Raw genomic sequence first — 19024 nt, forward strand, 5'->3', positions numbered from 1 at the left:
TGTATAAGAGACAGGCGGCGGCCGGCGCCGGGGCGGCGGCCTCGCCGGCCGTCTCCACGCGCAGCACCAGCGAGCCTTCGCTCACCTTGTCGCCGATCTTGATCAGCAGCTCCTTCACCACGCCGGCATGCGACGAGGGAATCTCCATGGAGGCCTTGTCGCTCTCCACCGTGATCAGGCTCTGCTCGGCCTTGACCGTGTCGCCGGGCTTGACCAGCACTTCGATGACGGCAACTTCCTTGAAGTCACCGATATCCGGGACCATCACATCCACCAATGCCATGGCGAATATCTCCGTTTTTGTTGTGAGGCGCGCCCGGGTCAGGCGTACAGCGGGTTGATCTTGTCGGCCTTGATGCCGTACTTGGCGATGGCGTCAGCCACGGTGCGCGCCGGCAGCACGCCCTCGTCGGCCAGGGCCTTGAGCGCGGCCACGACCACGTAGTGGCGGTTCACCTCGAAGTGCTCGCGCAGCTTGAAGCGGAAGTCGCTGCGGCCGAAACCATCCGTGCCCAGCACCTTGTAGCTGCGGCCCTTGGGGATGAAGGCGCGGATCTGCTCCGCGTAGTTCTTCATGTAGTCGGTGGAGGCCACCACGGGGCCGGCGTGCGCGCCGAGCTGCTCGGTGACGTAGGCCACGCGCGGCGTCTCGGTCGGGTGCAGCAGGTTGAAGCGCTCGGCGTCCTGGCCGTCGCGCGCCAGCTCGTTGAAGCTCGGGCAGCTCCACACGTTGGCGCCCACGCCCCAATCGGCTTCCAGCAGCTTCTTGGCTTCCATGGACTCGCGCAGGATGGTGCCGCTGCCCAGCAGGTTCACGGTGACCTTGGCTTCGGCAGGCGCCTCTTCCAGCAGGTACATGCCCTTGATGATCTGCTCCTCCGTGCCCGCCTTCAGGCCGGGCATGGGGTAGTTCTCGTTGAGCAGCGTGATGTAGTAGAAGACGTTGTCCTGCTTCTCCACCATGCGCTTCAGGCCGTGGTGCAGGATCACGCCCACTTCGTGCGCGAAGGTCGGGTCGTAGCTCACGCAGTTGGGGATGGTGCCGGCCAGGATGTGGCTGTGGCCGTCCTCGTGCTGCAGGCCCTCGCCGTTGAGCGTGGTGCGCCCGGAGGTGCCGCCCAGCAGGAAGCCGCGCGCCTGCATGTCGCCGGCCGCCCAGGCCAGGTCGCCGATGCGCTGGAAACCAAACATCGAGTAGTACACGAAGAACGGCACCATGATGCGGTTGTTCGTCGCATACGAGGTGGCCGCGGCGATCCAGGAGGCCATGCCGCCGGCCTCGTTGATGCCTTCCTGCAGGATCTGGCCGCCCTTGTCCTCCTTGTAGTACATGACCTGGTCCTTATCGACCGGGGTGTACAGCTGGCCAGCGGGGTTGTAGATGCCGATCTGGCGGAACAGGCCTTCCATGCCGAAGGTGCGGGCCTCGTCCACCAGGATGGGCACGGCGCGCGGGCCGACTTCCTTGTCGCGCAGCAGTTGCGTCAGGAAGCGCACGTAGGCCTGCGTGGTGCTGATCTCGCGGCCTTCGGCCGTGGGCTCCAGCACCGCCTTGAAGGTCTCCAGCGGCGGCACGGTGAGCGATTCCTCGGCCTTGGGACGGCGTGCGGGCAGGTAGCCGCCCAGGGCCTTGCGGCGCTCGTGCAGGTACTTCATCTCCGGCATGTCGTCGGAGGGCTTGTAGAACGGCACGTCCGCCAGCTTGTCGTCGGGGATGGGGATGTTGAAGCGGTCGCGCATGGCCCGGATGTCGTCCTCGGCCATCTTCTTCGTCTGGTGCGCGGTGTTCTTGCCCTCGCCGATCTTGCCCATGCCGTAGCCCTTGACGGTCTTGATCAGCAGCACGGTGGGCTGGCCCGTCGTGTTGACGGCGCGGTGGTAGGCGGCGAACACCTTTTGCGGGTCGTGGCCGCCGCGCTGCAGGCGCCAGATGTCCTCGTCGCTCATCTTGGACACCATCTCCAGCAGCTTGGGATGGCGGCCGAAGAAGTTCTTGCGCACGAACGCGCCGTCGTTGGCCTTCATGGCCTGATAGTCACCGTCCAGGGTGTCCATCATGACCTTCTTGAGGATGCCTTCCTTGTCGCGCGCCAGCAGCGGGTCCCAGTAGCCGCCCCACAGCAGCTTGATCACGTTCCAGCCCGCGCCGCGGAACTCGCCTTCGAGCTCCTGCACGATCTTGCCGTTGCCGCGCACCGGGCCATCCAGGCGCTGCAAGTTGCAGTTGACGACGAAGATGAGGTTGTCCAGCTTCTCGCGGGCCGCCAGGCCGATGGCGCCCAGGCTCTCGGGCTCGTCCATCTCGCCGTCGCCCAGGAACACCCAGACCTTGCGCTTGGAGGTGTCGGCGATGCCGCGGGCGTGCAGGTACTTCAGGAAGCGCGCCTGGTAGATGGCCATCAAGGGGCCCAGGCCCATGGACACCGTGGGGAACTGCCAGAACTCCGGCATCAGCTTGGGGTGCGGATAGCTGGAGAGGCCCTGCCCGTCCACTTCCTGGCGGAAGTTCAGCAGTTGCTCTTCGGTGATGCGGCCTTCCAGGTAGGCGCGGGCGTAGATGCCGGGCGCCGAGTGGCCCTGGATGTAGAGCAGGTCGCCGCCGTGCTCGGGCGTGGCGGCATGCCAGAAGTGGTTGAAGCCCGCACCCAGCATGGTCGCCAGCGAGGCGAAGCTGGAGATGTGGCCGCCCAGGTCGCCGCCGTCGGCGGGGTTGTGGCGGTTGGCGCGCACGACCATGGCCATGGCGTTCCAGCGCATGTAGGCGCGCAGGCGCTCCTCGATCTCGAGATTGCCCGGGCAGCGCTCTTCTTCCTGCGGCTCGATGGTGTTGACGTAGCCCGTCGTTGCCGAGAAGGGCATGTCGATGCTGTTCTGGCGCGCGTGCTCCAGCAACTGCTCCAGCAGGAAGTGGCCGCGGTCGCGGCCTTCGCTTTCGATCACGGCGGACAGGGCGTCCAGCCACTCGCGCGTTTCCTGCGGGTCCTGGTCATTGGCCGCCGCTGCACCGGCGAACTTTTCAGGCAATGCCGACATGGGGGTCTCCTCTTTAGGGGTGTCTGGCTGAAGGGTGGCGAAGTGTCGCACAAGGCTTTTATTTTTCAAATAGTGCGTTGCATTTTCATAATGCGGAATCAATGCTGCGCTGCGCCATGAAACAGCGTGGTGGACCCCTCTCCAGGGCCTTGATAATTCGGCCGATGTCTGCCCCGCTCTCTCCTCCCAGGCCCGCGCCGGCCGTGCGCCGGCGCCTGTTTGGCCACTGGTGGCGAAGCCAGTCGCCTGCACGCCAGGACCGCTTCGTCACCGTCGGCCCGCTGGTGTCCGTGCTGCTTTTTCTCGCGGCCATCATCTCGGCCTTCTGGTACCTGCGCAACGAAGAGATAGAGCGCGAGACCGACTCCCTCAAGCGCGACACCGAGATCGCGCAGCAGCAGATACAGCTCAGGCTCATCGACAGCCAGGAGCAACTGCTGCGCCTTGCCCGCGAGCTGGCCACGCGCACCGTGGACAGCCGCGGCTTCGAAGGCCAGGCGCGCAGCTTTGCCGCCGAGCGCCCGGAATTGACGCAACTGCTGTGGCTCACGCCGCGCCGGCAATTGCAGGGCCAGTGGCAGTCGCCGGGGATGGACACCGCCGTGCGCCACGGCGGCGACGACCCCTCGCTGCCCATGGAAGGCCGCCGCAGCGAGCCCGAGAGGGCCTTCAGCACCGCGCGCGACCTGCAGGCGCCGGTGTACTCGCGCGCGTTCGGCAACACCGCCGGCGTGCCGGTGTTCCAGGTCTACGTGCCGCTCATAGACCGCAACGGCTTCGTCGGCGCCCTCGTGGCCGAGTACTCGGTGCAGGCGCTGGAGCGGCTGCTGGTGCCCGCCGAGGTCACGCGCCGCCACGCCATCTCCGTGCTCGACGAGGCCGGCAACGAGCTCGCGGGCAACGGCGGCGGCCCGGCCACCACCGGCGGCAGCGGCAGCGCCAAGCGCGCGGCCATCGTCCACGACGTGCCGCTCACGCCCGCGGGCACGGGCCTGGTGCTGCGCGGCCAGGGCTGGCGCACCTCCATAGGCCTGATCAGCAACACGCTGTTCTGGATGGTGGTGGCCCTGTCCGTGCTCACCGTCTGGATGCTGCTGGGCGCCTGGCGCCACATGCGCCGGCGCACGCAGATACAGAACGCCCTCATCCAGGAGACCAATTTCCGCCGCGCCATGGAGAACTCCATGCTCACCGGCATGCGGGCCATGGACCTGCAGGGGCGCATCACCTACGTCAACCCGGCCTTCTGCGCCATGACCGGCTTCTCCGAAACCGAGCTCATCGACCGGCGCCCGCCCTACCCGCACTGGCCGCCCGACAGGCTGGACGAAAACGCCCGGCTGCTGCGGCAGGAATTGCAGGGCCGCAGCCCTGCCGGCGGCGTGGAAGTGAAGGTCATGCGCAAGGACGGGCAGATGTTCGACGCGCGCATGTACGTCTCCCCGCTGATCGACCCCAAGGGCCAGCAGACGGGCTGGATGACCTCGATGACCAACATCACCGAGGCCAAGCGCATCCGCGACCAGCTCTCCGCCTCGCACGAGCGCTTCACCACCGTGCTGGAAGGGCTGGACGCGGCCGTCTCCGTGCTCTCCGTGGAGCAGGCCGAGCTGCTCTTCGCCAACCGCTCCTACCGCCTGTGGTTCGGCGCCGACGCCCGCGGCCACGCGCTGCTGGCGGGCTCGCCGCCGCAGCCAGGTGCGGTGGAGGACGTGGTGGACACCTTCGGCGGCCTGCCCGTGCAGGAGCTCACGCAGGCCGGCTCCGACCCGCGCGAGGTCTACATCGAGTCGCTGCAGAAGTGGTTCGACGTGCGCTCGCGCTACCTGCAGTGGACCGACGGCCGCCTGGCGCAGATGCTCATCGCCACCGACATCACCGCCCGCCACCAGGCCGAGGAGCAGCAGCGGCTGCAGGCCGAGAAGGCGCAGGTCACCAGCCGCCTGGTGACCATGGGCGAGATGGCCAGCTCCGTGGCGCACGAGCTCAACCAGCCGCTCACGGCCATCGCCAACTACTGCAGCGGCATGGTCTCGCGCGTGGAGGCCGACGCCATCGCCAAGGAGGACCTGATCGCGGCGCTCAGGAAGACCGCCCGCCAGGCCGAGCGCGCCGGGCAGATCATCCACCGCATCCGCGCCTTCGTGAAAAAGAGCGAGCCCCAGCGCCAGGCCGCGCAGGCCCGCGCCATCGTGGAGGACGCCGTGGACCTCGCCGGCATCGAGCTGCGCCGGCGCCACGTGCAGATACACACCTACGTCGCGCAGCGGCTGCCCACGCTGATGGTGGACCCCATCCTCATTGAGCAGGTCGTGCTCAACCTGCTCAAGAACGCCGCCGAGGCCATAGACATGGCCAAGCTGGCGCCGGCGCGCCGCCACATCGAGCTGCGCGTGGTGCCCAAGCACACGGCCGAGGAAGGCGGCGTGATCGAGTTCAGCGTCACCGACAAGGGCCCGGGCATGAAGGAGGAAGTGCTCAAGCGCCTGTTCGAAGCCTTCTTCTCGACCAAGGCCGAAGGGCTGGGCATCGGCCTGTCCTTGTGCCGCTCCATCATCGAGTCGCACCGCGGCCGGATGCGCGCGGAGAACATTTACAATGGGCCTGCAGTCGTGGGATGCCGTTTTTCGTTCACCTTGCCGGTGGAGCCGGGCGCCCGCATCGAGCCGGCGGCTCCCGCTGCTGATTCCAACTCAACGACCGAGACAACCAGCCCATGAGCCTGATCCCCAAGAAAGGCACCGTGTACGTCGTGGACGATGACGAAGCGGTGCGCGATTCGCTGCAGTGGCTGTTGGAGGGCAAGGACTACCGCGTCAAGTGCTTCGACTCGGCGGAATCGTTCCTCTCCCGCTTCGACCCGCGTGAAGTGGCCTGCCTGATCGCCGACATCCGCATGGAAGGCATGAGCGGCCTGGAGTTGCAGGACCGGCTGCTGGAGCGCCGCAGCCCGCTGCCCGTGGTCTTCGTCACCGGCCACGGCGACGTGCCCATGGCCGTGACGACCATGAAGAAGGGCGCGATGGACTTCATCGAGAAGCCCTTCAAGGAAGAGGAGCTGCTGTCGCTGGTGGAGCGCATGCTCGACCAGGCGCGCAGCACCTTCAGCCAGCACCAGGAGCAGGCCAGCCGCGACGCGCTGCTGTCGCGCCTGACCACGCGCGAGAGCCAGGTGCTGGAGCGCATCGTGGCCGGGCGGCTGAACAAGCAGATCGCCGACGACCTGGGCATCAGCATCAAGACGGTGGAGGCGCACCGCGCCAACATCATGGAAAAGCTCAACGCCAACACGGTGGCCGACCTGCTCAAGATCGCGCTGGGCGCCGGCGCCGCGCACAGCAAGACGGCCTAAGCGCCGCCACATCCCCAGGGGCCGCGCTGAGCGGCCCTTTTTGCTTTCTTCACCACGTTTTTCAGGAGTTCCCCACCATGACCGCGCAGCTGATCGACGGCGTCGCCCTCTCCCGCCAGATCCGCACCGAGCTGGCCCAGCGCGCCGCCGCGCTGAGCGCTGCCGGCCACACGCCGGGGCTGGCCGTCATCCTGGTGGGCGACAACCCGGCCTCGCAGGTCTACGTGCGCAACAAGGTCAAGGCCTGCCACGACACCGGGCTGCACTCGGTGCTGGAGCAGTACCCGGCCAGCATGACCGAGCAGGAGCTGCTGGCCCGCGTGCGCGCCTTGAATGAGGACGCATCCATCCATGGCATCCTGGTGCAGCTCCCGCTGCCCGCGCACATCGACGCGCACAAGGTCATCGAGACCATCTCCCCGGTGAAGGACGTGGACGGCTTTCACGTGGCCAGCGCCGGCGCGCTGATGGTGGGCCAGGAAGGCTTCAAGCCCTGCACGCCCTACGGCTGCATGAAGATGCTGCAGGCCATCGGCTGCAACCCGCGCGGCAAGCACGCCGTCGTGATCGGCCGCAGCAACATCGTGGGCAAGCCCATGGCCATGCTGCTGCTGCAGGCCAACGCCACGGTGACCGTGTGCCACAGCGGCACGCCGGACCTGGCCTACCACACGCGGCAGGCCGACATCGTGGTGGCCGCCGTGGGCAAGCGCAACGTGCTGACGGCCGACATGGTCAAGCCCGGCGCCGTCGTCATCGACGTGGGCATGAACCGCAATGACGAGGGCAAGCTCTGCGGCGACGTGGATTTCGAAGGCGTGCGCGAAGTCGCCTCCGCCATCACCCCGGTGCCGGGTGGGGTGGGTCCGATGACGATCACAATGCTGCTGGTCAACACCGTCGAGGCCGCCGAGCGCGTGGCCGCCGCCGCGGCAGCCTGATCCGCCGCACTTCAGTCGAGAGCAGCAGGTTGGGCCCGCGTGGCGGGCGGTTCGCGTTGGGCCTGGATGGGTTGTGTTGACCCCCTTCGCCACCACCTGAGCGGTTTCACAGACCGCCTGACCTGCCCATGACCAACCCGCTTCTCGACACCCCTTCCTCCGAGCTGCCGGCCTTCGACCGCATACGCCCCGAGCACGTGAGCCCGGCGGTCGATGAGCTGCTGGCGCAGGCTGGCACCGCGCTGGAGCGCGCGGTGGGGCCGGACGTGGCGGCCGACTACGACGCGATGTCGGCCGTGCTGGACGTGGCCACCGAACGCCTGGGCCGCTCCTGGGGCGCGGTGGGCCACCTGAACCACGTGGCCGACACGCCGGAGTTGCGCGCGGCCTACAACGAGAACCTGCCCAAGGTCACGGAGTTCTATACGCGCCTGGGCGCGGACGAGCGCCTGTACGCCAAGTACAAGGCCATCGCCGCCAGCCCCGCCGCCGAGAAGCTCAACCCGGCGCGGCGCAAGGCCCTCTCCAACGCCATGCGCGACTTCGTGCTCTCCGGCGCCGAGCTGCAGGGCGCGGCCAAGGAGCGCTTTGCGCAGATCCAGGAGCGCGCCGCCGAGCTGTCGCAGAAGTACAGCGAGCACGTGCTGGACGCCACCGACAAGTTCGCCCTCTACGCCACGGAGGAACAGCTCGCCGGCGTGCCCGCGGACAGCAAGGCCGCCGCCCGCGCCGCCGCGCAGGCCGAGGGCAAGGACGGCTACAAGATCACGCTGCACTTCCCGAGCTACTTCCCGGTGATGCAGTACGGCACCCACCGCGAGACGCGCCGCCAGCTCTACACGGCCTACGCCACGCGCGCGAGCGAGCTGGGCGATGCCGAGCGCGACAACAGCGCGCTGATGACGGAAATCCTGCAACTGCGCCAGGAAGAGGCCGAGCTGCTGGGCTACAAGAGCTTCGCGGAGCTGTCCCTGGTGCCCAAGATGGCCGACAGCCCGCAGCAGGTGGTCGATTTCCTGCGCGACCTCGCCCGCCGCGCCCGCCCCTTCGCCGAGAAGGATTTGCAGGAGCTGCGCGACTTCGCCGCCAAGGAGCTGGGCCTGGCCGACCTGCAGGCCTGGGACGTCGCCTTCGCCAGCGAGAAGCTCAAGGAAGCCCGTTACGCCTTCAGCGACCAGGAGGTGAAGCAGTACTTCACCGAGCCCAAGGTGCTGGAGGGCCTGTTCCGCATCATCGAGACGCTGTTCGAGGTGGCCATCCGCCCCGACACCGCACCGCTGTGGAACCCCGACGTGCGCTTCTTCCGCGTGGAACGCGGCGGCGAGCTGATCGCCCAGTTCTACCTGGACCCGTATGCGCGCCAGGGCAAGCGCCCCGGCGCCTGGATGGACGACGTGCGCGGCCGCTGGCAGCGCCCCGAGGGTGGTTTGCAGACGCCCGTGGCGCACCTGGTGTGCAACTTCGCGCCGCCGGTGGGCGACAAGCCCGCGCTGCTGACGCACGACGACGTCAACACCCTCTTCCACGAATTCGGCCACGGCCTGCACCACATGCTGACGCAGGTGGCGGACCTGGGTGTCTCCGGCATCTCCGGCGTGGAGTGGGACGCGGTGGAGCTGCCCAGCCAGTTCATGGAGAACTTCGCCTGGGAATGGGAAGTGGTGCAGCGCCTGACCGCGCACGTGGACACGGGCGAGCCCCTGCCCCGCGCCCTGTTCGACAAGATGATGGCCGCCAAGAATTTCCAGAGCGGCATGGCGACGCTGCGGCAGGTGGAATTCGCGCTGTTCGACATGCGCATCCACTCCGAGGCCGACGCACCAGGGCGCATTCAGAAGGTGCTGGACGAAGTGCGCGAGGAAGTCGCCGTGCTGATTCCGCCCGCCTTCAACCGCTTCCAGCACGCCTTCTCGCACATCTTCGCCGGTGGATATTCGGCGGGGTATTACAGCTACAAGTGGGCTGAAGTATTGAGCGCCGACGCCTGGAGTGCGTTTGAGGAGGCCGGGGTTTTCGATACGGAAACGGGGCGGCGCTTGCGGCGGGAAATTCTGGAGGCTGGCGGGAGCCGGCCGGCCATGGAGAGCTTCAAGGCGTTCCGGGGGCGGGAGCCGCAGATTGACGCGTTGTTGAGGCATCAGGGGATGGCGGGGTAATACCTCCACTTTCTTCGATCGATGAAAGCCGGCCGAAAAGCCGGCTTTTTTATGACTTTGAGGCTCAATCCCTTTAATCGCGTTTCCAGCCCCCATCAGGCTGAATTTCGTCAATATCATTGAGCACTTTACCCTTGAACAATATGGAAGCCGGACCTTCCTGAAGGAATCCGGCCCACGCCAAAAAAGCGCAGCCTGCTCAGACCAGCCTTGATGATGGCCGCAGCTCTGCTGTGTTTTGGTTCGGTGCTGGACACATTTTCTTGATGTACATCCAACTCAGCATGCCACGCTTGACGCAGGCTTGCCCGTTTACACTGCCGCCATACCGTTCAAGCGCAATCACAACTTCAACCATGACACCCGCCCTCTCCTCCACTGTTGATTCCCTGTTTGCCGGCGGCACAGGCATACTTGGCCCGGAAGGGCACCGAAGCGGCATTTTCAAGAAGCAAATTCTTTCCCAAGCCGCCGTTACCCTCAACGGCATCACGGGTGACGAACACGCCGATAAAAGAGTCCATGGCGGGCCTGAAAAGGCGGTTCACCATTACGCCTCAGAAAATTACCAGCGCTTCGCTGCCCAGTATCCGGACATCGCTAAGGATTTTTTCCTAGGCAGCATAGGTGAGAATATTTCAACCCATGGCTTGACTGAGAAAAACGTCCACATCGGCGATATTTTCCGCATCGGCAGCGTCGTGGCCCAGGTCTCTCAACCCCGCAGCCCCTGCTGGAAAATCGACCATCGCTTCGGCGTCGAGCGCATGTCCATGTTCGTCGCCAAAGAGCATATTACCGGCTGGTACTACAGAATTCTGGAACCCGGCTTTATGTCCGCCGGAGACAAAATCGAATTGCTGGAACGCCAGCCCGGCAGCTTTTCAATTGATGATTTCTGGAAAATTCAGTTGTCGCATCGCCCTGCCCTTGACGAATTGATCGCCCTCGCAGCGGCTCCCGGCTTGGCTGCGGACTGGCAGCGCCGCCTGACGGAAAGGGCCAAGTGGATGCAAAAGGCAGGGAACGTCGATTCGACCACTTGATAACTTAGCCCGCAAATGGCATTCAGACAGGGTGGCAACGGTGGTGGCATTGCTGGAAACGGAGCCTGCAAATACCGGCTGCTTTAGCTGAAAACTTGACCATGGTTACGCTGTCCAAGAACCCATCCGAGAATTACTTCTTGGTTCAAGGACCGGGCTATTCGGCACCCGGCGGGCGGCTTCATGTTTACGCTCTCGATGATTCAGTGATGGTAGGTTATTCATACTTAGGCCCGCTGGAACAATTGCCTGTCATTGAAATTCCTGTCGTGCTTGCCTTAACCCGGCTGCCAAAACACGTCTACACGGGATGCTCCGGGATATCCTGACTTCATACTGCAGTTTATTTGACTTAAATCGAAAGCGGTTCGAGTGAATTTTTCTCGACTGCACCAATCATGCTTTTTACACCAAATACTCACTATGAAACCACAAGCCACCAATCCCCCGGCCTTCAGCGCCCTTTACGCTTCCCTGCCCTCCACCTATTTCCACGACTGCTACGCCGTCCAACTACCGCCGGATGCCAGAACGCCGCTGGAGCTTTATCTGGACCTGGTGTCTCGCACGCCGGGATGGATTGATTTCCTGATGAACTTGCGCAACAAAATCGTGGCGCAATTGGGATTGAAAAGCGTCGGCAAGCTCAGCGGCATCGACCGGAGCAAGCCCGCCCACGCCTACAAACTTGGCGACCAGGCCGGTATTTTCAAATTGCTTGGTGTGCATGAGAACGAAGTCGTTCTTGGCGAAACAGATAAACACCTGGACGTCAAAGTCTCGGTCGCCAGGCAAAACTTGGCGGGACAGACGGTGGTTTATGTGTCCACCGTGGTCCACGTCCACAATGCCATGGGGCGGGTTTACATGTTTTCGTCAAACCGGCGCACCAGGTCATTGCACCGGTGACGGTTTCAAAACTCGCGGCGCGGGCGGGTTGAAATACCGGGCGGGGCCGTGCGGGCCACTCGGCCGTGATTCACTCCGGCCGCACCCCCGCCTTCGCCAACAGCTTCCCCCACTTCTCACTCTCCGCCTGCAACTGCACATTCACGTCGCCTGACGCAGGTGCGGCTTCGGCGCCTTCCTGGCGCAGCGCGTCGCGCAGCGGGGCGCTGTCCATCACCTTGGCCAGCGCGGCCGACAGGGGCGCGGCGACGTCGGCCGGCGTGGCGCGGGGGGCCAGCACGCTGAACATGGGCGCGCAGTCGTAGCCCTTCACGCCGGCTTCGGCCAGGGTGGGCACGGAGGACAGCACCGCGCTGCGGCGCGCACCCGTCACGGCCAGGGCGCGCAGCTTGCCGCCTTCTATTTGCGGCAGCGCCGCGGGCAAGGGGCTGAACATCAAGTCCACTTGGGCCGACAGCAGTTCCGTGAGCGCCTGCGCCTGCCCCTTGTAGGGCACGTGCTGCAGCTTCATGCCGGCGCTCTCCTGCAGCAGCTCGCCCGCCAGGTGGCCCACGCTGGCCGTGCCCGTGGAAGCGTAGGCCAGGCGCTGCGAGCCGAAGCGGGCATGCAGCAGCAGGTCCGCCACGCTGTGCATGGGGCTGGCCGCGGGCACCAGCAGCACCAGCGGCAGGCTGGCGACGGCGCCCAGGGCCACGAAGTCGCCCCCCTTGGCCGTGGCCGGACGCCCGGCGGCGGCCGCCTGCAGCGCCAGCGTGCCCGTGTGGGCCAGCAGCAGCGTGTGGCCGTCCGGCGCGGCGCGTGCCACCGACTCCGTGCCCACCACGCCCGCGCGCGGCTCCACCACCACCGGCACGCCCAACTGCTGGCCGAGCTGCACGGCCAGCTGGCGCGCCAGCACGTCGCCGCCGCTGGTGGCGCTCACCACCAGGCGGATGGGACGCGCCGTCCCGCCATTGCCCTGCGCCCGCGCCGCCACCGGCGCCAGCGCCGCCGCAGTCAAACCGGCCAGCAGCAGCCGGCGCCGTATCGGCTGTATCCCCAGCCCCATGTCCAGACCTCGTTGCATCAAGCACGCGAGTCTAGGAAGCGGCACTTACCCTGGGCTTGTGGCGATTACGCATGGGCGGCGGGCGAAAACGGCGGTGCCCCAGCACCCTCCCGGGCGGTTCACGGGGCCTGCCGGGACGCCTGCGCGCGCCTTCAGGCGCCCAACACCTGCGGATTCACCGCCGTCGGCGGCGTGCCGCCCGTGAGCGCGGCGATCAGGTTGTCGGCCGCCAGGTCCGCCATGGCGCGCCGCGTGGCGACGCTGGCACTGGCGATGTGGGGCGTGAGCACCACGTTGCGCCGCGCCAGCAGCTCGGGGTGCACCTGGGGCTCGCCCTCGAACACGTCCAGGCCCGCGGCGGCGATGCGGCCCTCGGCCAGCGCCTGCGCCAGCGCCGCGTCATCCACCACGCCGCCGCGGGCGATGTTGGTCAGCGTCGCGGTGGGCTTCATTTGCGCCAGCTCCGCCGCGCCGATGGCGTGGTGCGTCGCTGCCGAGTACGGCACCACGACCACGAGGTGGTCCGACTCGCGCAGCAGCGTTTCCTTGTCCACCCAGCGGGCGTTGATCGGCCCTTCCTGGTCGGCCGGCAGCCGGCTGCGGTTGTGGTAAGCCACCTTCATGCCGAAGCCCAGCGCCCCGCGCCGCGCGATGCCCTGGCCGATGCGGCCCATGCCCAGGATGCCCAGCGTGGCGCCGTGCACGTCGGTGCCGGCAAACATGTCGTAGGCCCAGCGGTCCCAGCGGCCTTCGCGAAGAAAGCGCTCGGACTCGGTGATGCGCCGCGCCGTGGCCATCATCAGCGCGAAGCCGAAGTCGGCCGTGGTCTCCGTGAGCACGTCCGGCGTGTTGCTCACCAGCACGCCGCGCGCGGTGCAGGCGGCCACGTCGATGTTGTTGTAGCCCACGGCCATGTTGCACACGGCGCGCAGTTGCGGCTGCGCGTCCAGCAGCGCGGCGTCTATGCGCTCGCTCAGCGTGATGAAGGCGCCCACCTTGCCCTGCAGCCGCTGCGCCAGCTCCGCGGGGGTGTGGATGTGGTCCTCGGGGTTGTCCTCCACGTCGAAGTGCTGCGCCAGGCGCTCGATGACTTCGGGGAAGACCTTGCGCGCCACCAGCACGGCGGGTTTGTCGGCCATGTGCTTGTCTCCTTGAGGGGTTGGAAGCCTGGGGTTCCTGGGGGGGCTTCAGCGGAACCAGATGAAAGTCATCACCGCGAACAGCGGCAGCAGCACGGCGCTGGACCACAGCATGTAGCCGAAGAAGCTGGGCATGCGGATACCGCGGTCCTCGGCGATGGCCTTGACCATGAAGTTGGGCGCGTTGCCGATGTAGCTGTTGGCGCCCATGTAGACCGAGCCGGCCGAGACGGCCGCCAGCGTGGGCGCCAGCACGGTCATGAGCACCTGCGGGTCGCCGCCGGCCAGGTTGAAGAACACCAAATAAGTGGGCGCGTTGTCCAGGAAGCTGCTGAGCAGCCCGCTGAACCAGAAGTAGGCCCAGGGCAGCGGCTGCCCGTCCGGGCCGGTCACGGCATTCACCACCGCCGAGAACGGCCCCGCCGCCCCGGCCTTGAGCATGGCCAGCACGGGCAGCATGGTCAAAAAGATCGCCGCGAAGAGCTTGGCGACTTCCTGCATGGGCGCCCAGGAGAACTGGTTCGCCAGGCGCGCCGTGGCGGGAGTGAGCACCATGGAGAGCACGGTGACGGCGATCAGCCCCAGGTCGCGCACCAGCGACTGCAACTCCACCTCGGTGCCGGCCACGTCCCAGGCGAGGCCGGGCTTCCACAGGCCGCTCATGAGCACCAGCGCCACCACGGCGCCGAGCAGCAGGAGGTTGATGCCGCCCAGCAGGCCGAGCTTTTGCGTGTCCGGCGTCGGGTCCTGCGGCAGCACGCCTTCGCGGCGGTAGTACCAGCCATCCAGCACGAAAAAGATCGCCAGCAGCGCCCCCACCAGGAACAGCGTCTCGGGCAGCAGGTGCTTGAACGTCCAGCCGAACTCGACGCCTTGGAGGAAGCCGAGGAACAGCGGCGGGTCGCCCAGCGGCGTGAGCGAGCCGCCGGCGTTGCTGACGATGAAGATGAAGAACACCACCACGTGCGCCGTGTGCTTGCGGTTGTCGTTGGCGCGTATGAGCGGGCGGACCATGAGCATGGAGGCGCCCGTGGTGCCCATCACGCTGGCCAGCACCGCCCCCACGGCCATGAGCGTGCAGTTGGTGGACGGGCTGCCGTGCAGGTTGCCGCGCACGTAGATGCCGCCCGCGGTGGTGAACAGCGCCGTCAGCAGGATGACGAACGGCAGGTATTCGCCCAGCAGCGTGTGCATGAAGGCGGCGCCCGCCGCGCCCAGGCCGAACACCGCGGCAAAGGGCGCGATGAAGGCCAGCGCCCAACCCAGCGCGATCTTGCCGAAGTGGTGGTGCCACACGTGCGGGATGAGCAGCGGCAGCAGCGCGATGGACAGCAGCATCCCCGCGAAGGGCAGCGCCCACCAGGCGGAGAGGCCGGCGCCGTCGATTTCAGAAGCGCGCGCCAGCAGCGGCAGGAACAGGGACGCGGCGCAGGCGGCCCGCCGGGCGGTGGGGACGAGGGAGATGGACATCCGGAACTGCTTTGGGCCGCGCCCTGCGCGGGAGCGGCCGAGGTCGGCTGGGGAGGCGGGATTCTAGGGACGTCCGACAACCGCTCCCAGCGGCCTTGCGCGGCGTGCCGCGCTCAGGCCGCCGTGGAGCCCTGCCCCGTCCACCAGCCCTGCCGCTGCCACGCCGCCCAGCTTTGCTGGGCCAGTTGCAGGGTTCGGAACTGCACGTCCACCATGCGCGCCAGGTCCTTGCCGTAGCCGCCGGCCATGCTCAGCGCCACGGGCACGCCGCGCTCGCGGCAGGCCTGCAGCACGCGGCGGTCGCGCTCGGCCATGCCTTCGGCCGTGAGTTTCAGGCGGCCCAGCCTGTCGTTCTCGTGGGGGTCGGCGCCGGCCAGATAAAAAGCCAGGCCGGGGGCTTGTGGGCCGTGGGGGGCCCAAAGCGCTTCCAGCGCCTGCTCCAGCGCGGCGAGATAAGGCTCGTCGGTGGTGCCGTCTTCCAGCTCCACGTCCAGGTCGCTGGCTTCCTTGCGGAAGGGGAAATTGCGGGCGCCGTGCAGGGACAGCGTGAACACCGAGTCGTCGCCGCGGAAGATGGCCGCCGTGCCGTTGCCCTGGTGCACGTCGAGGTCGATCACGGCAACGCGAAGCGGGCGGCGCTCGCGCCTGAAGGTTTCGGCCTGCATGAGCCGCGCCGCGACGGCCACGTCGTTGAACACGCAGTAGCCGCTGCCCTTGTGCGCGTAGGCGTGGTGGGTGCCGCCGGCCAAGTTGGCGGCCACGCCCTCGCGCAGCGCGGCGCGCGCCGCGGCGATGGTGGCGCCCACCGAGCGCCGCGCCCGCTCGGCCATGGCCGGCGACCACGGAAAGCCGATCTCGCGCTGCTCGGCCGGGCCGAGCGAGCCCTCGGCCACGGCCGTCACGTAGCGCGGCTCGTGGGCCAGGGCCAGCTCGCCGTCGCTCGCGGCGGGAGCGGGTGCCAGCCGGATGCCGGGCTCGCCGAGCAGGCGCTCGCGCAGCATCGCGTACTTGGCCATCGGGAAGCGGTGCCCCTCAGGCAGGGGCAGGACGAACTGGTCGGCATAGAAAGCTTGCATGCGGCCATTGTGGCCAGCGTGCCTGCCCTGCCACCTCTGGGGCCGGCAAGCCCCGCGTGGCGAAAAAGCCATGATCCTTGCTGCGGTGCAGCAAAAAATGCTTGCACCCCTGTGCGGCGCCCCTATACTTGCACTCATGCTGCACTGCAGCAAAAGCTTTCAAAGCCTCTTCACCCCTGAAACCGGAGACCGCAAATGCTGAACACCGAACAACTGATCGCTACGCAAAAGGCCAACGTCGAGACCGCCTTCGGTCTGGCTGCCAAGGCTTTCGAAGGCGTGGAAAAAGTTGTCGAACTGAACCTGCAAGTGACCAAGGCCGCGCTGGCCGAAGCCGCTGACAACGCCAAGGCCGCCCTGTCGGTGAAGGACGCGCAAGAGCTGCTGTCCCTGCAAGCCGGCCTGCTGCAGCCCGCCACCGAGAAGGCCGTGGCCTACGGCCGCCAGGTCTATGACATCGCCGCCGCCACCAACGCCGAAGTGAGCAAGGTCGTGGAAGCCCAGCTGGCCGACGTGCAGAAGAACGTCACCGCCTTCGTGGACACCGCCGTCAAGAACGCCCCGGCCGGCTCCGAGAACGCCGTGGCCCTGGTGAAGTCCGCCGTGGCCGCCGCCAGCAACGCCTACGAAAGCGTGCAAAAGGCTGCCAAGCAAGCCGCCGAAGTGGCCGAGTCCAACTTCCAGGCCATGACCACCAACGCCGTGAAGGCCACGCAGACCGTGGCCGCCAAGGCCACCAAGCGCGCCGCCTGAGCATCCACCGCTTGGTCAACCTTGAATACGCGGCCGCACGCCAGTGCGGCTGACGAGGCGGTTTCGATGCCGCCGCGAAAGGTTGTCTCCTCGGTACCTGGGGAAAGTGGTTTCAGGGTACCTTCCGCCCGGCGCCCGCCGGGCGTTTCTTTTTGGGGGCGCTGAAAACGCCCAAACACGCCCCGAAAACGCCCCCAAGGCGAGTCACTGGCTCGCCATCGCCACCCGCTGCTTGAGTTGCGGCAGCAAGGCCAGCGCGGCGTCGCGGCCGGCCTGGATGGCGCGCTTGCGGGCGGTGAAGTCGGCGCTGCTCACGCCGTCCAGCCGGGGACGCAGCACGAGGTCGGCGTCCTTCAATTCGAAGCTGTTGATGCTGCGGCCCATGATGGAAAAGGTCTGCAGCAGCATGCGCATGGCGTCGCCCGTGGGCTGGCCTTCCGGCGGGCTGGTGATGTCCACGGCGACCACCAGCTCCGCCCCCATCTGCCGCGCAAAGCGCACCGGCACGGGCGACACCAGCCCGCCGTCCACGTACTCGCGGTTGCCTATGCGCACGGGCTGGAACACGGCCGGCACGGCGCTGGAGGCGCGCACGGCGGTGGCCGTGTCGCCGCGCTGGAACAGGATGGGCGCGCCGCTGTCCAGGTCGGTGGCGACGATGCCCAGCGGCAGCTTCATCTGCTCTATCGCCTTGGCGCCCGTGTGATCGCGCACGTAGCGCGCCAGCGCCTCGCCGCGCAGCAGGCCGCGGCCCGGGTAGGCCCAGTCGGTGATGGCGGATTCGTCCATCGCCACCGCCAGATCGCCCAACTGTTTCCCGTTGAGCCCGCTGGCGTAGAGCGCCGCCACCAGGCTGCCCGCCGAAGTACCGACCACCAGGCTGGGCTTAATGCCCGCCTCCTCCAGCACCTGGATCACGCCGATGTGCGCAAAGCCCCGCGCCGCGCCGCCGCCCAGCGCCAGGCCGATGCGTGGCGGGTCGCGCGGCACCACCGGCTTGACGGGCACCGGCACAGGCACCACGGGCGTGGAAACGGTCGTTGAGACGGTGGGCGGCACGGTCTGGCACGCGGCCAGCACCAGCAGCGGCAGCACGGAAAGCAGGCTCCGGCGCCGCAGTAAGGGGCGGTTCGACATGGCGTCCATTCTAGAAAACCCCCGCCAAACGCCTTGTCCACTCGGTCACGCCTCAAGCTTGGAAAGCTTCTTAGCTTATGCAGACCATAAGCAAAGAACTTTTCTGTAGTTCTTGAATATAAGAGTGCAACTTACAGTCACGACCCAGCGTGAGGTATTGACTTCGCGCAATCCAAACAAATAGCGGGAAACACGGATGGACTTGGTGGCGGTGTTGGGCGGCCTGGGCGTGGGGCTGATCGTCGGCCTCACGGGCGTGGGCGGCGGCTCGCTCATGACGCCATTGCTCATCGGCGTGTTCAAGCTCAACCCGGCCGTGGCCATCGGCACGGACCTGTGGTTTGCCGCCATCACCAAGTCCGGCGGCTCGCTCGCGCACTGGCGCATGGGCCACGTGGACAAGCAAATCCTGCTGCGGCTGCTCACCGGCAGCGTGCCGGCGGCCATCGCCACCATCGTGCTGATGCACTTTACCGGCATCACCAAGGGCTGGGCCAGCACGCTGACCTTCTCGCTGGGCATCGCGCTGCTGCTCACGGCCGTGACCGTGGCCTACCGCAAGGTGTGGCTGCAGGTGGGCCTGAAGCTGGAGAAGTGGCTGCCCGAAACCGTCAAGCCCACGCTCACCGTGGCCGCCGGCGCGCTGCTGGGCGTGCTGGTGTCGCTGAGCTCCATCGGCGCCGGCGCCATAGGCGCGACGCTGATCCTGCTCCTGTATCCTCGCGTCCCCACGCAACGGCTGGTCGGCACCGACATCGCCCACGCCGTTCCGTTGACGCTGGTGGCCGGCATAGGCCACGCCTCGCTCGGACACGTCGAGTGGGGCCTGCTGGCCAGCCTGCTGGTCGGCTCCCTGCCGGGCATCTGGTTCGGCGCCAAGCTCACCCGCGCCCTGCCCGACAAACTGGTGCGCGCACTGCTGTGCGTGTCGCTGGTGACCGCCGGACTGAAAGTGATTAACTGA

General features: G+C 67.1%; 15 protein-coding genes. 8 read left to right on the forward strand and 7 right to left on the reverse strand.

Features of this window, described 5'->3' with window-relative positions:
• Window positions 1–283: biotin/lipoyl-containing protein (locus SM757_RS26785; protein WP_322467726.1), on the reverse strand; the 283-nt coding region annotated here is incomplete at its 3' end.
• A 38-nt stretch (window positions 284–321) separates the two neighbouring features.
• Complete coding sequence (gene aceE, locus SM757_RS26790; RefSeq protein ID WP_322467727.1) at window positions 322–3033, reverse strand: pyruvate dehydrogenase (acetyl-transferring), homodimeric type; 2712 nt, start codon at window positions 3031–3033, stop codon at window positions 322–324.
• Window positions 3034–3197: 164 nt separating this feature from the next.
• On the opposite strand from aceE, the gene SM757_RS26795 reads away from it, so the two are divergent.
• The 6 genes from SM757_RS26795 to SM757_RS26820 all read left to right on the forward strand — a co-directional run bounded on the left by SM757_RS26795 (window position 3198) and on the right by SM757_RS26820 (window position 11437).
• Window positions 3198–5753, forward strand: coding sequence for a PAS domain S-box protein (locus SM757_RS26795; protein ID WP_322467728.1), 2556 nt, complete (start codon window positions 3198–3200; stop codon window positions 5751–5753).
• Complete coding sequence (locus SM757_RS26800; protein WP_066338791.1) at window positions 5750–6385, forward strand: response regulator transcription factor; 636 nt, start codon at window positions 5750–5752, stop codon at window positions 6383–6385. The genes SM757_RS26795 and SM757_RS26800 overlap by 4 nt, the downstream gene beginning before the upstream one ends.
• A 77-nt stretch (window positions 6386–6462) precedes the next feature.
• Window positions 6463–7326, forward strand: coding sequence for a bifunctional methylenetetrahydrofolate dehydrogenase/methenyltetrahydrofolate cyclohydrolase FolD (gene folD / locus SM757_RS26805; protein ID WP_066338794.1), 864 nt, complete (start codon window positions 6463–6465; stop codon window positions 7324–7326).
• A 128-nt stretch (window positions 7327–7454) separates the two neighbouring features.
• Window positions 7455–9482, forward strand: coding sequence for a M3 family metallopeptidase (locus SM757_RS26810; RefSeq protein WP_322467729.1), 2028 nt, complete (start codon window positions 7455–7457; stop codon window positions 9480–9482).
• A 266-nt stretch (window positions 9483–9748) separates the two neighbouring features.
• Window positions 9749–10528, forward strand: coding sequence for an MOSC domain-containing protein (locus tag SM757_RS26815; RefSeq protein WP_322467730.1), 780 nt, complete (start codon window positions 9749–9751; stop codon window positions 10526–10528).
• 423 nt (window positions 10529–10951) lie between these two features.
• Window positions 10952–11437 (forward strand): DUF2867 domain-containing protein, encoded by a 486-nt coding sequence (locus tag SM757_RS26820; protein WP_322467731.1) that lies wholly within the window; start codon window positions 10952–10954, stop codon window positions 11435–11437.
• A 70-nt stretch (window positions 11438–11507) separates the two neighbouring features.
• Here the strand turns inward: SM757_RS26820 and SM757_RS26825 are convergent, their stop codons facing one another.
• From SM757_RS26825 to SM757_RS26840, 4 genes are all read right to left on the reverse strand, one after another.
• Window positions 11508–12503 carry a Bug family tripartite tricarboxylate transporter substrate binding protein gene (locus tag SM757_RS26825; RefSeq protein WP_322467732.1) on the reverse strand — a complete coding sequence of 332 codons (996 nt, stop codon included), beginning with the start codon at window positions 12501–12503 and terminating at the stop codon, window positions 11508–11510.
• A gap of 134 nt (window positions 12504–12637) precedes the next feature.
• Entirely contained in the window at window positions 12638–13624 is a 987-nt protein-coding gene (locus SM757_RS26830) for a 2-hydroxyacid dehydrogenase (RefSeq protein WP_322467733.1), read from the reverse strand.
• A 48-nt stretch (window positions 13625–13672) separates the two neighbouring features.
• The gene (locus SM757_RS26835) at window positions 13673–15094 is read right to left on the reverse strand and encodes a sodium:proton antiporter (protein WP_322467734.1); all 1422 of its coding nucleotides are present in this window, start codon (window positions 15092–15094) and stop codon (window positions 13673–13675) included.
• A 113-nt stretch (window positions 15095–15207) separates the two neighbouring features.
• Window positions 15208–16170, reverse strand: a complete 963-nt coding sequence (locus tag SM757_RS26840) for a histone deacetylase family protein (protein WP_322467735.1) — start codon at window positions 16168–16170, stop codon at window positions 15208–15210.
• Between the two features lie 195 nt (window positions 16171–16365).
• Here SM757_RS26840 and SM757_RS26845 point away from each other — a divergent pair, with 195 nt between their 5' ends.
• Window positions 16366–16923 carry a phasin family protein gene (locus SM757_RS26845; RefSeq protein WP_322467736.1) on the forward strand — a complete coding sequence of 186 codons (558 nt, stop codon included), beginning with the start codon at window positions 16366–16368 and terminating at the stop codon, window positions 16921–16923.
• A gap of 204 nt (window positions 16924–17127) precedes the next feature.
• On the opposite strand, the gene SM757_RS26850 is transcribed toward SM757_RS26845, so the two are convergent.
• Window positions 17128–18060 (reverse strand): patatin-like phospholipase family protein, encoded by a 933-nt coding sequence (locus SM757_RS26850; RefSeq protein ID WP_322467737.1) that lies wholly within the window; start codon window positions 18058–18060, stop codon window positions 17128–17130.
• A 196-nt stretch (window positions 18061–18256) separates the two neighbouring features.
• Between SM757_RS26850 and SM757_RS26855 the strand changes: the two genes are divergently transcribed.
• Window positions 18257–19024, forward strand: a complete 768-nt coding sequence (locus SM757_RS26855) for a sulfite exporter TauE/SafE family protein (protein WP_322467738.1) — start codon at window positions 18257–18259, stop codon at window positions 19022–19024.

The organism is Azohydromonas lata, from assembly GCF_034427735.1.
Classification (GTDB): Bacteria; Pseudomonadota; Gammaproteobacteria; order Burkholderiales; family Burkholderiaceae_C; genus Azohydromonas; species Azohydromonas lata.

What these genes read in the sequence shown, in the direction of transcription:
- aceE (WP_322467727.1), bottom strand. Translation starts at nt 3,033, where the DNA reads ATGTCGGCATTGCCTGAAAAGTTCGCCGGTGCAGCGGCGGCCAATGAC.
- SM757_RS26795 (WP_322467728.1), top strand. Translation starts at nt 3,198, where the DNA reads ATGTCTGCCCCGCTCTCTCCTCCCAGGCCCGCGCCGGCCGTGCGCCGG.
- SM757_RS26800 (WP_066338791.1), top strand. Translation starts at nt 5,750, where the DNA reads ATGAGCCTGATCCCCAAGAAAGGCACCGTGTACGTCGTGGACGATGAC.
- folD (WP_066338794.1), top strand. Translation starts at nt 6,463, where the DNA reads ATGACCGCGCAGCTGATCGACGGCGTCGCCCTCTCCCGCCAGATCCGC.
- SM757_RS26810 (WP_322467729.1), top strand. Translation starts at nt 7,455, where the DNA reads ATGACCAACCCGCTTCTCGACACCCCTTCCTCCGAGCTGCCGGCCTTC.
- SM757_RS26815 (WP_322467730.1), top strand. Translation starts at nt 9,749, where the DNA reads ATGTACATCCAACTCAGCATGCCACGCTTGACGCAGGCTTGCCCGTTT.
- SM757_RS26820 (WP_322467731.1), top strand. Translation starts at nt 10,952, where the DNA reads ATGAAACCACAAGCCACCAATCCCCCGGCCTTCAGCGCCCTTTACGCT.
- SM757_RS26825 (WP_322467732.1), bottom strand. Translation starts at nt 12,503, where the DNA reads ATGCAACGAGGTCTGGACATGGGGCTGGGGATACAGCCGATACGGCGC.
- SM757_RS26830 (WP_322467733.1), bottom strand. Translation starts at nt 13,624, where the DNA reads ATGGCCGACAAACCCGCCGTGCTGGTGGCGCGCAAGGTCTTCCCCGAA.
- SM757_RS26835 (WP_322467734.1), bottom strand. Translation starts at nt 15,094, where the DNA reads ATGTCCATCTCCCTCGTCCCCACCGCCCGGCGGGCCGCCTGCGCCGCG.
- SM757_RS26840 (WP_322467735.1), bottom strand. Translation starts at nt 16,170, where the DNA reads ATGCAAGCTTTCTATGCCGACCAGTTCGTCCTGCCCCTGCCTGAGGGG.
- SM757_RS26845 (WP_322467736.1), top strand. Translation starts at nt 16,366, where the DNA reads ATGCTGAACACCGAACAACTGATCGCTACGCAAAAGGCCAACGTCGAG.
- SM757_RS26850 (WP_322467737.1), bottom strand. Translation starts at nt 18,060, where the DNA reads ATGTCGAACCGCCCCTTACTGCGGCGCCGGAGCCTGCTTTCCGTGCTG.
- SM757_RS26855 (WP_322467738.1), top strand. Translation starts at nt 18,257, where the DNA reads ATGGACTTGGTGGCGGTGTTGGGCGGCCTGGGCGTGGGGCTGATCGTC.